At 40.6% G+C, this 14,137-nt stretch carries 14 protein-coding genes and 1 pseudogene; 14 read left to right on the top strand and 1 reads right to left on the bottom strand.

Annotated features, from left to right (window positions below; translation table 11 throughout):
- Positions 1-7 precede the first annotated feature (7 nt).
- Complete coding sequence (locus tag HMPREF1117_RS08445; protein WP_000079156.1) at positions 8-460, bottom strand: universal stress protein; 453 nt, start codon at positions 458-460, stop codon at positions 8-10.
- 162 nt (positions 461-622) lie between these two features.
- Here HMPREF1117_RS08445 and HMPREF1117_RS12010 point away from each other — a divergent pair.
- From HMPREF1117_RS12010 to dnaJ, 14 genes and pseudogenes are all read left to right on the top strand, one after another.
- Positions 623-926: pseudogene (locus HMPREF1117_RS12010) on the top strand (hypothetical protein).
- 156 nt (positions 927-1,082) lie between these two features.
- Positions 1,083-2,297 (top strand): pyridoxal phosphate-dependent aminotransferase, encoded by a 1,215-nt coding sequence (locus tag HMPREF1117_RS08435; protein WP_000666457.1) that lies wholly within the window; start codon positions 1,083-1,085, stop codon positions 2,295-2,297.
- A 401-nt stretch (positions 2,298-2,698) separates the two neighbouring features.
- Complete coding sequence (locus tag HMPREF1117_RS08430) at positions 2,699-3,898, top strand: phosphoglycerate kinase (protein ID WP_001096779.1); 1,200 nt, start codon at positions 2,699-2,701, stop codon at positions 3,896-3,898.
- 323 nt (positions 3,899-4,221) lie between these two features.
- Positions 4,222-4,749, top strand: coding sequence for an FUSC family protein (locus HMPREF1117_RS08425; RefSeq protein WP_000119892.1), 528 nt, complete (start codon positions 4,222-4,224; stop codon positions 4,747-4,749).
- Between the two features lie 76 nt (positions 4,750-4,825).
- Positions 4,826-5,182, top strand: coding sequence for a transcriptional repressor GlnR (glnR, locus tag HMPREF1117_RS08420; RefSeq protein WP_000659540.1), 357 nt, complete (start codon positions 4,826-4,828; stop codon positions 5,180-5,182).
- Positions 5,183-5,217: 35 nt separating this feature from the next.
- Entirely contained in the window at positions 5,218-6,564 is a 1,347-nt protein-coding gene (gene glnA / locus HMPREF1117_RS08415) for a type I glutamate--ammonia ligase (protein WP_001143302.1), read from the top strand.
- Positions 6,565-6,677: 113 nt separating this feature from the next.
- On the top strand, positions 6,678-6,998 hold the full coding sequence (locus HMPREF1117_RS08410; protein ID WP_007557131.1) for a PadR family transcriptional regulator: 321 nt from the start codon (positions 6,678-6,680) through the stop codon (positions 6,996-6,998).
- Positions 6,998-7,573 carry a DUF2812 domain-containing protein gene (locus HMPREF1117_RS08405; RefSeq protein WP_025171596.1) on the top strand — a complete coding sequence of 192 codons (576 nt, stop codon included), beginning with the start codon at positions 6,998-7,000 and terminating at the stop codon, positions 7,571-7,573. The genes HMPREF1117_RS08410 and HMPREF1117_RS08405 overlap by 1 nt, the downstream gene beginning before the upstream one ends.
- 34 nt (positions 7,574-7,607) lie before the next feature.
- Complete coding sequence (locus tag HMPREF1117_RS08400; RefSeq protein ID WP_001088683.1) at positions 7,608-8,123, top strand: DUF2812 domain-containing protein; 516 nt, start codon at positions 7,608-7,610, stop codon at positions 8,121-8,123.
- A gap of 160 nt (positions 8,124-8,283) precedes the next feature.
- Positions 8,284-9,318, top strand: coding sequence for a heat-inducible transcriptional repressor HrcA (gene hrcA / locus HMPREF1117_RS08395; protein ID WP_000255759.1), 1,035 nt, complete (start codon positions 8,284-8,286; stop codon positions 9,316-9,318).
- A gap of 26 nt (positions 9,319-9,344) precedes the next feature.
- Positions 9,345-9,869 carry a nucleotide exchange factor GrpE gene (gene grpE, locus HMPREF1117_RS08390; protein WP_000046043.1) on the top strand — a complete coding sequence of 175 codons (525 nt, stop codon included), beginning with the start codon at positions 9,345-9,347 and terminating at the stop codon, positions 9,867-9,869.
- 254 nt (positions 9,870-10,123) lie between these two features.
- Positions 10,124-11,947 carry a molecular chaperone DnaK gene (dnaK, locus tag HMPREF1117_RS08385; protein WP_000034661.1) on the top strand — a complete coding sequence of 608 codons (1,824 nt, stop codon included), beginning with the start codon at positions 10,124-10,126 and terminating at the stop codon, positions 11,945-11,947.
- A 191-nt stretch (positions 11,948-12,138) separates the two neighbouring features.
- Positions 12,139-12,771, top strand: coding sequence for a DJ-1/PfpI family protein (locus tag HMPREF1117_RS08380; RefSeq protein WP_000756343.1), 633 nt, complete (start codon positions 12,139-12,141; stop codon positions 12,769-12,771).
- A gap of 196 nt (positions 12,772-12,967) precedes the next feature.
- Positions 12,968-14,107: a molecular chaperone DnaJ gene (dnaJ, locus tag HMPREF1117_RS08375; RefSeq protein ID WP_007557102.1), complete on the top strand. Its 1,140-nt coding sequence runs from the start codon at positions 12,968-12,970 to the stop codon at positions 14,105-14,107.
- Positions 14,108-14,137: the final 30 nt, after the last annotated feature.

Below are 14,137 nucleotides of genomic sequence, written 5' to 3'. Positions count from 1 at the left end.
TTAGTTTTTAAAATGTTTTTTCTTGCTCTCTCACAATCAGCAAATCGACTTTTGCATGGCGGAGAATGTATTCGGAAGAAGAACCGACTAAGAGACGTTCAAAGGCATTGAGACCTGTTGCGCCAACAAGGATTAAATCCACACCCTCAGCGTCTGGAATGGTACGTGCAAGAAGTGTTTTTGGATTTCCCATTTCAATGACAGTATGAATGTTAGCGACACCTGAATCTTTCGCACGTTTTTCGTACTCTTTCATCATGCTTTCAGCGTCTTCTTGGAGTTCTGCGTAAACTTCAGCATCAAAGGTGGATACACTTTGAAGAGCGCGTGTGTCAATAACGTGGACGATGGTAAGCTTAGCAGCATTTCGTAGGGCAGAGTGAACTCCCTTAACAAAAGCCAAGTCCGCTTCATTAGAACCATCGATTGCGACCATAATATTTTGGTAACGTTGTGCCATATTGAAACCTCCTGTAATTTCTTCACCTCAATTGTAAACCTTTTCACTATAGAAGTAAAGCAAAAAAAAGCAGTTTCCTAAAAAAAGTTAGCGCTTTAACACGGTTTCAATATATGCTAGAATAAAAGAAGGGATAGCAGGAAATAGGTGAAGGGAGGGAGAATGATGAACAGCTCTTTTCAAGAAACAAAAAAAATCAAATTTCCTTTATTATGGAATCATCCTAGTGTCAGTCTTGCTAGAAGTGATCATGATCTGGCAATTAGAGAAGCTGATTCCCCTTCTTTATCCAGGCCTCATCGGCTTTTTAATCTTTCATGTACTCTACCATCTAATCTTATTCCTAGTTGCAAAACGAAGTGGACGTTGGGATTACTTGATGACATAGGGACTCTTCCTCATGTTTAATATTCTCTATGACTCCTTTCTAGGCTTTCTTTTTCTAGGTTTATCTTTTGGTATGTGATGTGTCTTTCGCAAAATTTCTGCTATTTCCACTGTCTTAACCTCGCTTTTAGTGAGGTTTTTCTTGTGTAGGATTTCAGTAACATATTTCAGCAAACTTGTCGCATTTTCTTTCTAGTGGTATAATGTTACTATCCCGATGAATTGAGGAAACAAAATGAAAGAATATAACAAATCTAGTAAGTTAGAGCATGTTGCTTATGATATCCGTGGCCCTGTTTTGGAAGAAGCCATGCGAATGCGAGCAAACGGAGAAAAGATTTTACGTCTGAATACAGGAAATCCAGCAGAATTTGGCTTTACAGCGCCAGACGAGGTCATTCATGACTTGATTATGAATGCGCGTGATAGTGAAGGTTATTCTGACTCCAAAGGGATTTTCTCAGCCCGTAAGGCTATCATGCAGTATTGCCAGTTGAAGAAATTCCCAAATGTAGATATTGATGATATCTACCTTGGAAATGGAGTTAGTGAGCTAATTGTCATGTCTATGCAGGGGCTTTTGGACAATGGGGATGAGGTCTTAGTGCCAATGCCAGACTATCCTCTTTGGACCGCGGCTGTCAGTCTAGCAGGAGGAAATGCCGTTCACTATATCTGTGATGAAGCTGCTGAATGGTATCCAGATATTGACGATATCAAGTCAAAAATTACTTCTAATACCAAGGCCATCGTTCTTATCAATCCAAACAACCCAACTGGAGCCCTTTATCCTAAGGAACTCTTGCTGGAGATTATTGAGATTGCCCGTCAAAACGATTTGATTATCTTTGCGGATGAAATTTACGACCGCATGGTCATGGATGGGCATGTGCATACGCCTGTGGCTAGCTTGGCACCAGATGTTTTCTGTGTCAGCATGAATGGTCTGTCAAAATCTCATCGTATCGCTGGTTTCCGTGTGGGTTGGATGGTCTTGTCTGGACCTAAGACACATGTTAAAGGCTATATTGAAGGGCTCAATATGCTGTCAAACATGCGCCTTTGCTCTAATGTTTTGGCCCAGCAGGTTGTACAAACCTCACTTGGAGGCCATCAGTCAGTTGATGAATTGCTCCTTCCAGGTGGTCGTATTTATGAACAAAGAAATTTCATCTACAATGCCATTCAAGATATTCCAGGTCTGTCTGCAGTCAAGCCTAAGGCGGGACTTTATATCTTCCCTAAAATCGACCGCAATATGTACCGTATCGATGATGATGAGCAGTTTGTCCTTAATTTCTTGAAACAGGAAAAGGTTCTTTTGGTTCATGGTCGTGGCTTTAACTGGCAGGAACCGGACCACTTCCGTATCGTCTATCTCCCTCGTGTAGATGAATTGGCCCAAATCCAAGAAAAGATGACACGTTTCTTGAAACAGTATCGTAGATAAGGATTAAGCTGTATTTTAAGCTTAATTTGTCCAGATAGTAGTTGGTTTCTGGATGTCAACTGATATGTCCTCAAAAGTTAGAGTTTAGTCTCTAATTTTTAGGGTACATGTCAGTTTTTTATTTGATTTTAGAAGATAAAACGAGTCCTGTTAGTTAGTCAGTGGGGATACTTTCATAAATGATAGAATGTTTCAATGAAATGCAAGACTTATTGTAAAAAAGTACTGACATCAATAAAGTAGATGTTCTTTACTTTTTAGCCGGTGTTTGTCTTTTCGCTCTAACATATTAAGTTGCTTAATTTGATTTAAAATATTGAAAAATATTGTGAAATCTTTCCTTATATCAATAAAGTGTGATATAATAGTTTCGAATAAAATAAATTAAGGAGTCTTTCCAAATGGCAAAATTGACTGTTAAAGACGTTGAATTGAAAGGGAAAAAAGTTCTCGTTCGTGTTGACTTCAACGTCCCTGTAAAAGATGGCGTGATTACCAACGACAACCGTATCACAGCAGCTCTTCCAACTATCAAGTACATTCTTGAACAAGGTGGACGTGCAATCCTTTTCTCTCACCTTGGACGTGTTAAAGAAGAAGCAGACAAAGCTGGTAAATCACTTGCTCCTGTAGCTGCTGACTTGGCTGCTAAATTAGGTCAAGAAGTTGCTTTCCTTCCAGGCGTTACTCGTGGTGCTGAATTGGAAGCTGCAATCAATGCTCTTGAAGATGGACAAGTTCTTTTGGTTGAAAACACTCGTTACGAAGATGTTGATGGCAAGAAAGAATCTAAAAATGATCCTGAACTTGGTAAATACTGGGCATCACTTGGAGATGGTATCTTCGTAAACGATGCATTCGGTACAGCTCACCGTGCACACGCATCTAACGTTGGTATCTCTGCAAACGTTGAAAAAGCAGTTGCTGGTTTCCTTCTTGAAAACGAAATTGCCTACATCCAAGAAGCAGTTGAAGCTCCAGAACGTCCATTCGTAGCAATCCTTGGTGGTTCAAAAGTTTCAGATAAGATCGGTGTTATCGAAAACTTACTTGAAAAAGCAGATAAAGTCCTTATCGGTGGTGGTATGACTTACACATTCTACAAAGCACAAGGGATCGAAATCGGTAACTCACTTGTAGAAGAAGACAAATTGGATGTTGCGAAAGCTCTTCTTGAAAAAGCAAATGGTAAATTGATCTTGCCAGTTGACTCAAAAGAAGCAAATGCATTTGCTGACTACACTGAAGTGCGTGACACTGAAGGTGAAGCAGTTTCTGAAGGCTTCCTTGGTCTTGACATCGGTCCAAAATCTATCGCTAAATTTGACGAAGCTTTGACTGGTGCGAAAACAGTTGTATGGAACGGACCTATGGGTGTCTTTGAAAACCCAGACTTCCAAGCTGGTACAATCGGTGTGATGGATGCTATCGTAAAACAACCAGGCGTTAAATCAATCATCGGTGGTGGTGACTCAGCTGCCGCAGCGATTAACCTTGGCCGTGCAGATAAGTTCTCGTGGATCTCTACGGGTGGTGGAGCATCAATGGAACTTCTCGAAGGTAAAGTATTGCCAGGTTTGGCTGCACTTACAGAAAAATAATTTCAGCCCGTTAGTTTCTACAAAATCCTGATTTTGTAGAAAAAGGAACAAAACTGAAACGTTAACAAAAAGGTGGCTATGTCACCTTTTTGTGTTAGTGTAGGTATTTGTGACGCGGTGGTGGAGCATCAATGGAACTTCTTGAAGGTAAAGTTCTTCCAGGACTTGCAGTCTTGACAGAAAAATAAGATTTTATAAATGAATCAAAGAAGAGAGGGATGAAATTTCCTCTTTTCTTTTTCTCAAAATAAAAACGTTTCCTCTTGGAAATCACTCATGAAATCACACTTTTTATGATAAAATAGAAGTAGAAAGTTGAGATTATGAGTTATTTTAAAAAATATAAATTTGATAAATCCCAGTTTAAACTTGGTATGCGTACTTTTAAAACGGGCATTGCTGTTTTTCTGGTTCTCTTAATTTTTGGTTTTTTTGGCTGGAAAGGTCTTCAAATCGGTGCTTTGACAGCCGTTTTTAGTCTGAGAGAGAATTTTGATAAAAGTGTTCATTTTGGAACATCACGTATTCTAGGTAATAGTATTGGTGGTTTTTATGCCCTTGTATTTTTTCTTTTGAATTCTTTGTTTCATGAAGCTTTTTGGGTGACCTTGATTGTTGTTCCAATTTGTACCATGTTAACCATTATGACAAATGTTTCTATGAACAACAAGGCTGGGGTTATTGGTGGAGTAGCAGCAATGTTAATCATTACCCTATCGATACCCAGCGGAGAAACAATTTTGTACGTGTTTGCGCGTGTATCTGAAACCTTTATGGGAGTTTTTGTAGCAATTCTTGTAAATTACGATATTGAACGATTGCGTCTTTATTTTACAGGGAAGAAAAAATAATGTTACATTTTATAACATTATCAATTGACGGATAGAATTTTTTAGACTATAATAGACAGAAAGAAGGGAATAGTAAATGAAGGAAAAAGAATTTCGCCGCAATATGGCAGTTTTTCCTATCGGCAGTGTTATGAAATTGACCGATCTCTCGGCGCGTCAGATTCGCTATTATGAAGATCAGGAATTGATAAAGCCTGATCGAAACGAAGGAAACCGTCGCATGTATTCTTTGAATGACATGGATCGTCTGCTTGAAATCAAGGATTATATCTCTGAAGGTTGTAATATCGCTGCGATTAAGAAAAAATATGCTGAACGTGAGGCGAAGTCCAAGAAGGCGGTTAGTCAGACTGAAGTACGTCGTGCACTTCACAATGAACTCCTCCAACAGGGGCGCTTTGCTTCAGTACGGTCACCTTTTGGTCGCGGTTAGGCAACCGCAAGTAGTCAATATAAAGGAGAAAACTCATGCCAACCACAGCTGCAGATATTCGTCGTGAAGTCAAGGAAAAAAATGTTACATTTATCCGTCTCATGTTTTCAGATATTTTGGGAACGATGAAAAACGTCGAAATTCCTGCTACAGATGAACAGTTAGATAAAGTTTTGTCAAACAAGGCTATGTTTGATGGATCTTCTATTGAAGGTTTTGTACGTATCAATGAGTCAGATATGTACTTGTACCCTGACTTGGATACATGGACAGTCTTCCCTTGGGGAGATGAAAACGGAAGTGTTGCCGGTTTGATCTGTGATGTTTATACAACGGAAGGTGTACCATTTGCAGGTGACCCTCGTGGCAATTTGAAACGTGCTCTTCGCCACATGGAAGAAGTTGGTTTCAAATCCTTCAACCTTGGTCCAGAACCAGAATTCTTCCTATTTAAACTCGATGAAAACGGAGATCCAACCCTTGAAGTGAATGACAAGGGTGGCTACTTTGACTTGGCACCTACCGACCTTGCGGACAATACCCGTCGTGAGATTGTGAATGTATTGACTAAAATGGGATTTGAAGTAGAAGCGAGTCACCATGAGGTTGCTGTTGGGCAACACGAGATTGACTTTAAGTACGATGAAGTTCTTCGTGCTTGTGATAAGATTCAAATCTTTAAACTGGTTGTTAAGACCATTGCTCGAAAACATGGGCTTTACGCAACCTTTATGGCCAAACCAAAATTTGGTATTGCTGGATCAGGTATGCACTGTAATATGTCCTTGTTTGATGCAGAAGGAAACAATGCCTTCTTTGATCCAAATGATCCAAAAGGAATGCAGTTGTCAGAAACGGCCTACCATTTCCTTGGTGGTTTGATCAAACATGCTTACAACTATACTGCTATCATGAATCCAACGGTTAACTCATACAAACGTTTGGTTCCAGGTTATGAAGCCCCTGTTTACATTGCTTGGGCTGGTCGTAACCGTTCGCCACTTGTGCGCGTACCTGCTTCACGCGGTATGGGAACTCGTCTTGAGTTGCGTTCAGTGGATCCAATGGCGAACCCTTACATTGCTATGGCTGTTCTATTGGAAGTTGGTTTGCATGGTATCGAAAATAAAATTGAAGCACCAGCTCCTATTGAAGAAAATATCTACATCATGACAGCGGAAGAGCGTAAGGAAGCTGGAATTACAGACCTTCCATCAACTCTTCACAACGCTTTGAAAGCTTTGACAGAAGATGAGGTTGTCAGAGCAGCTCTTGGAGATCACATCTACACTAGTTTCCTTGAAGCTAAACGAATCGAATGGGCAAGTTATGCAACCTTCGTTTCACAATGGGAAATTGATAATTATTTAGATCTTTACTAATATAGAAGAAAGATTGCCTGTGGGTGATCTTTTTTCTTGTATTTCATATCGAGGTGTGATATATTTTATATAACGAAGTGCGATATATCGAACTTGATAGGAGGTGAATGAAAATGGAATTAACGGATAAGATTCGTCGAGTTTATCTTCCGATGACGGAAACGGGTTTTTATATCTTGTTCTGCCTGCAAAAGGAAGGTCATGGTTATAGTATTACGCAAAAGGTCAAGGAGATAACGGATTCGCAAGTTTCGATTAGTCCTGGAACTATGTATGGAACCTTGTCAAAGATGGAAAAGGATGGTTTGATTTCCTTTGTCCGTGAAGAGGAGAAGCGTAAAATATATCAGATGACAGACTTGGGACGCAAAGTCTTAGATATTGAATTGAAACGTATTGAACGGCTCTATAGAAACAGTCTGGAGGGAAGATGATGGAAAAGAAGGTTGTTTATAGGATTGCTACCATTGCGGATTATGATAGAGAGGCTTTGTACCTTGCGGAAATGCATACTGAGGGCTGGAAGCTCAAGGAAGTAACCTACTCTAACTTAGTAGTTGCGGTTAAGTATACTTTTGAAAAGTGCCAACCGGAGCAGGTGTCTTATCAGTTGGACTTTTATCCCATGAAAAAATCAGAGAGAGCCTCCTATTTACAACTATTTAAAGATTGTGGTTGGGAGCATATTACAGACTTTAATGGTTTTTCCTACTTTAGAAAAGCACATTCTGAAATTGAGTCGGATGCGGAGTTTGAAATTTATAATGATGTGGCTGGCAAGTTAGATATGGTTAAACGTATTTTAATAATGCGGATGCTTCCTATTTTGCTTCTCTTTTCAGCGCTACTACCGGTTTTCTTACAGTCTGTCAGTGGAGGTAGTTCCTTCAGTTGGGAAAAGTTTTTAATTGTCATAATACATAGTGTTTTATTGATAGTTTATGCGATTCAGATTTCTTATATTTTTTGGAGATTGAGTCAAAAGTGGAAAGAATTATCTGATAAATAACACCAGGCATGTTTTCTAATTTTGGGGTAAGACAATGAATAGCAGAGTAGAATTTCGGATTTTCACCATTGTTGATTTGGACAAGGAAGAAGAATATTTACATGAGATGCATTTGAAAGGTTGGAGGTATAGAACGAGTCGTTTTGGTTTTTTCTATTTTGAAGAGTGTCAACCGGGCGATGTACTTTACCGTGTATTTGATAAAAAGTTGGGTAAAAAGTATCATCATCAACTAGGAAATCTGAAAGACGGTGATTGGGAACTTGTAGAAACTGGCTCGTCTCTGGTGTTTCGTAAAGCAGTTTCTGATTTACTTCCTGATGATGAGGTTTTCTGCAAGGATCTTAAGTTTAGATGGGTGATGGTGAACCTTAGGCTTCGTGCTAGTATAGCAGCTCTTTTAGGAGGATTCCTTGCTTGTTTGGTTCTATATCGAGAAAGTCTTTCTCAATCCTTCTTTGTAATCTTTATGCTATATGTGCTTATGTTTTCTTATTTAATCTATGGTTATTTCAGATTAAAAAGGAAATACCGAGTAGATGAACGGTAAGGTTCTAGGTCTTTAGACTGATTTTTAGCACTCTTAATAAAAGAGTGCTAAAATTTTGAGTTTTTGTCTTGACATTCTCTTTTAAGGGTGTATAATAGAATCATAAGTTAGCACTTGAGTGTATCGAGTGCTAATCGATCAGACAGAGAGGAGTGATGAGATGGTTACAGAGCGTCAGCAGGATATTTTAAATCTGATTATTGACATCTTTACCAAAACGCACGAACCTGTCGGATCCAAAGCCTTGCAAGAGTCTATTAACTCTAGCAGTGCTACCATTCGTAATGACATGGCGGCTCTAGAAAAGCAAGGATTGCTTGAGAAGGCTCACACTTCAAGTGGTCGGATGCCAAGTGTTGCTGGTTTTCAGTACTATGTAAAACACTCACTGGATTTTGACAGACTGGCTGAAAATGAGGTATATGAGATTGTCAAAGCCTTTGATCAGGAATTCTTCAAATTGGAGGATATTCTGCAAGAGGCTGCTAATCTACTGACAGACTTGAGTGGCTGTACGGTAGTAGCACTGGATGTTGAGCCGAGCAGGCAACGTTTGACAGCCTTTGATATCGTTGTTTTGGGGCAACATACAGCCTTGGCGGTATTTACCCTAGACGAGTCTCGAACGGTTACTAGTCAGTTTCTGATTCCAAGGAACTTCTTGCAGGAGGATTTGCTGAAACTGAAGAGCATCATTCAGGAACGTTTCCTCGGTCACACTGTTCTAGATATTCACTACAAGATTCGGACGGAGATTCCGCAGATTATCCAGCGTTACTTTACAACGACGGATAATGTTATCGATCTCTTTGAACATATTTTTAAAGAAATGTTCAACGAAAACATTGTGGTGGCGGGTAAGGTCAATCTCTTGAATTTTGCCAATCTAGCAGCTTATCAGTTCTTTGACCAGCCGCAAAAGGTGGCTCTGGAGATTCGTGAGGGGTTGCGTGAAGATCAGATGCAAAACGTCCGTGTTGCAGACAGTCAAGAGTCCTGTCTAGCTGACCTAGCGGTGATTAGTAGCAAGTTCCTCATTCCTTATCGGGGAGTTGGAATTCTAGCGATTATCGGTCCAGTCAATCTGGATTACCAACAGCTAATCAACCAAGTCAATGTGGTCAACCGTGTTTTGACCATGAAGTTGACAGATTTTTACCGCTACCTCAGCAGTAATCATTACGAAGTACATTAAGATTGAAATCATTAAAGGAGGCGAAAATGGCCCAAGATATAAAAAATGAAGAAGTAGAAGAAGTTCAAGAAGAGGAAGTTGTGGAAACGGTAGAAGAAACGACTCCTGAGAAGTCTGAGTTGGACTTGGCAAATGAACGTGCAGATGAGTTCGAAAACAAATACCTTCGCGCTCATGCAGAAATGCAAAATATCCAACGACGTGCCAATGAAGAGCGTCAAAACTTGCAACGTTATCGTAGCCAGGATTTAGCCAAATCGATTCTCCCTTCTTTGGACAACCTTGAGCGTGCACTCGCGGTTGAAGGTTTGACAGATGATGTGAAGAAGGGCTTGGAAATGGTGCAAGAAAGCTTGATTCACGCTTTGAAAGAAGAAGGAATCGAAGAAATTACAGCTGACGGTGAATTTGACCATAACTACCATATGGCCATCCAAACTCTCCCAGCAGACGATGAACACCCAGCAGATACCATCGCCCAAGTGTTCCAAAAAGGATACAAACTCCATGACCGCATCCTACGCCCAGCAATGGTAGTAGTGTACAACTAGTTTAGAAAACTTGACAAAATTTGTCCGAAACGACACTAAACTATGAAGAAAGTTAAAATATGTTTGGCTTTGCAATAGTGAGCGAAGCGAATCAAAGACGATACTCTTCGCCGTGGCGCTATTTGCGCAAACTTTGAGACCTTAGGCTCAAAGTTTAGTCAAAGAGATTGACGAAGTCAAGCTCTGACGGCGCCGTCACCTAAGAAGAGTATCAAAAAGAAAAATAGAAAATTAACAAACAAGGAGAAAAACACATGTCTAAAATTATCGGTATTGACTTAGGTACAACAAACTCAGCAGTTGCAGTTCTTGAAGGAACTGAAAGCAAAATCATCGCAAACCCAGAAGGTAACCGCACAACTCCATCTGTAGTATCATTCAAAAACGGAGAAATCATTGTTGGTGATGCTGCAAAACGTCAAGCAGTTACAAACCCAGATACAGTCATCTCTATCAAATCTAAAATGGGAACTTCTGAAAAAGTTTCTGCTAACGGCAAAGAATACACTCCACAAGAAATCTCAGCTATGATTCTTCAATACTTGAAAGGTTATGCTGAAGACTACCTTGGCGAAAAAGTAACTAAAGCAGTTATCACAGTTCCAGCTTACTTCAACGATGCTCAACGTCAAGCAACAAAAGACGCTGGTAAAATCGCTGGTCTTGAAGTAGAACGTATTGTCAACGAACCAACTGCAGCAGCCCTTGCTTACGGTTTGGACAAGACTGATAAAGAAGAAAAAATCTTGGTATTTGACCTTGGTGGTGGTACATTCGACGTCTCTATCCTTGAATTGGGTGACGGTGTCTTCGATGTATTGTCAACTGCAGGTGACAACAAACTTGGTGGTGACGACTTTGACCAAAAAATTATCGACCACTTGGTAGCAGAATTCAAGAAAGAAAACGGTATTGACTTGTCTACTGACAAGATGGCAATGCAACGTTTGAAAGATGCAGCTGAAAAAGCGAAGAAAGACCTTTCTGGTGTAACTTCAACTCAAATCAGCTTGCCATTTATTACTGCTGGTGAGGCTGGACCTCTTCACTTGGAAATGACTTTGACTCGTGCGAAATTTGATGACTTGACTCGTGACCTTGTAGAACGTACAAAAGTTCCAGTTCGCCAAGCCCTTTCAGATGCAGGTTTGAGCTTGTCAGAAATCGATGAAGTTATCCTTGTTGGTGGTTCAACTCGTATCCCAGCCGTTGTAGAAGCTGTTAAGGCTGAAACTGGTAAAGAACCAAACAAATCAGTAAACCCTGATGAAGTAGTTGCTATGGGTGCTGCCATTCAAGGTGGTGTCATTACTGGTGATGTCAAAGACGTTGTCCTTCTTGACGTAACACCATTGTCACTTGGTATCGAAACAATGGGTGGTGTCTTCACAAAACTCATCGATCGTAACACAACTATTCCAACATCTAAATCACAAGTCTTCTCAACAGCAGCAGACAACCAACCAGCCGTTGATATTCACGTTCTTCAAGGGGAACGCCCAATGGCAGCAGATAACAAGACTCTTGGACGTTTCCAATTGACAGATATCCCAGCTGCACCTCGTGGAATTCCTCAAATCGAAGTAACATTTGACATCGACAAGAACGGTATCGTTTCTGTTAAGGCTAAAGACCTTGGAACTCAAAAAGAACAAACTATCGTGATCCAATCTAACTCAGGTTTGACTGACGAAGAAATCGACCGCATGATGAAAGATGCAGAAGCAAACGCTGAAGCAGATAAGAAACGTAAAGAAGAAGTTGACCTTCGTAATGAAGTAGACCAAGCAATCTTTGCGACTGAAAAGACAATCAAGGAAACTGAAGGAAAAGGTTTCGACGCAGAACGTGACGCTGCCCAAGCTGCCCTTGATGACCTTAAGAAAGCTCAAGAAGACAACAACTTGGACGACATGAAAGCAAAACTTGAAGCATTGAACGAAAAAGCTCAAGGACTTGCTGTTAAACTCTATGAACAAGCCGCAGCAGCCCAACAAGCTCAAGCAGGAGCAGAAGGCGCACAAGCAACAGGAAACGCAGGCGATGACGTCGTAGACGGAGAGTTTACTGAAAAGTAAGATGCAAAGCCCGTTAAAACCTCACAGTGAAAATAGGAAATCTGACGCAGAAACTTTAGTTTCTAGGAAGATTTGTCTTTTTCACCAAGAGGTTAGGGCGTGCTCAATTCAGCTTAACAACTAAATGATAGGAAGAAATCCAGAGGTTGCAACCCAGCCTCTGTTTTTCGATAAAATAGAGGATGTTGCGTATGAAAAAAGTACTTTGTATCATTTATCCTAATTTTTCTCTTTATGAGATAACCGCTTTAACAAGTACTTTAGCTCTATCTTTTTACATCACGATTGATTATGTCGCCTCTGAGAATTCGATGGTGGTCTCTGAGGATGGTTTGTCCTGTCAACCGACGAAAACATTGGATCAGATCCGTATAGAAGATTATTCTTGTGTGATTTTGCCAGGAATGGTAAATATAGGTCCTGCTCTACAAGATGAGAAATTGATTTCGTTTTTGAGAAGTCTTAATGAGCAAGATATCCTAATTGCAGCCATTTCTTCAGCGCCCCTTTTATTGGCGAAATCAGGCTTGTTGAACAACACGAAATTTACAGGTGGAATTTGGCAAAACTTCTTTGACTATTTTGAATTTCTTCCACGTGAGAATTTCCAACCGAAAGTTCTTGTCCAAGATAAACAAATCATTACGGCTATCGGTTTTGCACATCAAGAGTTTGCAAGAAAAGTGATTTTCGGTTTAGGGTTGGCAGAGAATACGGACAACTATTTTAAAGAACAGAACAATTATGCTGAAGAGGATTTGATATTTACTCTATCAGATGAAGATTTTAATCAAGTGAAGCAGAGCATAGAAAACAGCTTCTAAAGATTTACATAAAAATTATAGAAAGGAACAAGGGTGTTCGTAACTGAACACGGGTTCCAGAATTTCTTACTAAATATAAAAGAAAGGAATTGAACCCGACCTAAATTCTCGGAAAAAAGAGAAATCTGCCTAGGAGCATCGCTCCAGCGTCAGATTTCCTATTTTTCAGTCGAATTTTACGGTCTTGGTATCTTGTATGAACAATACTGAATTTTATGATCGTCTGGGGGTGTCAAAAAACGCTTCGGCAGACGAGATCAAAAAGGCTTATCGTAAGCTTTCGAAAAAATACCACCCAGATATCAACAAGGAGCCTGGTGCTGAGGACAAGTACAAGGAAGTTCAAGAAGCCTATGAGACTTTGAGTGACGACCAAAAACGTGCAGCCTACGACCAATATGGTGCGGCTGGAGCCAACGGTGGCTTTGGTGGTTTCGGTGGTGGAGCTGGCGGTTTCAACGGGGCAGGAGGCTTCGGTGGTTTTGAAGACATTTTCTCAAGTTTCTTCGGCGGAGGTGGCGCTTCCCGCAATCCAAACGCTCCTCGTCAAGGGGATGACCTCCAGTATCGTGTTAACTTGACCTTTGAAGAAGCTATTTTTGGAGCTGAAAAAGAAGTTAAATACAACCGTGAAGCAAGCTGTCGTACATGTAATGGCTCTGGTGCTAAGCCAGGAACAAGTCCAGTCACTTGTGGACGCTGTCATGGCTCTGGTGTCATTAACGTTGATACGCAGACTCCGCTTGGTATGATGCGTCGCCAAGTAACCTGTGATGTCTGTCATGGACGCGGAAAAGAAATCAAAGATCCATGTACCACTTGTCACGGAACAGGTCATGAAAAACAAGCCCATAGCGTACATGTGAAAATCCCTGCTGGTGTGGAAACTGGTCAACAAATTCGCCTAGCGGGTCAAGGTGAAGCAGGATTTAACGGTGGACCTTATGGTGACTTGTATGTAGTGGTTTCTGTGGAAGCCAGCGATAAGTTTGAACGTGAAGGAACCACTATTTTCTATAATCTGAACCTCAACTTTGTCCAAGCAGCTCTTGGTGATACAGTAGATATTCCAACTGTTCACGGTGATGTTGAATTGGTTATTCCAGAGGGTACTCAGACTGGTAAGAAATTCCGTCTACGTGGCAAGGGAGCACCGAGCCTTCGTGGCGGTGCAGTTGGTGACCAATACGTTACCGTCAATGTTGTAACACCGACAGGCTTGAATGACCGCCAAAAAGCAGCCTTGAAAGAATTCGCAGCTGCAGGTGATTTAAAAGTCAATCCAAAGAAAAAGGGCTTCTTTGACCATATTAAAGATGCCTTTGAAGGAGAATAAACAAAAAGAGCCGATGGGCTCTTTTTACTT

Source organism: Streptococcus sp. SK643 (assembly GCF_000259505.1).
GTDB lineage: Bacteria > Bacillota > Bacilli > Lactobacillales > Streptococcaceae > Streptococcus.
The sequence above is the reverse complement of the archived record's forward strand: the minus strand, read 5'-3'. Positions and strand labels throughout refer to the sequence as shown.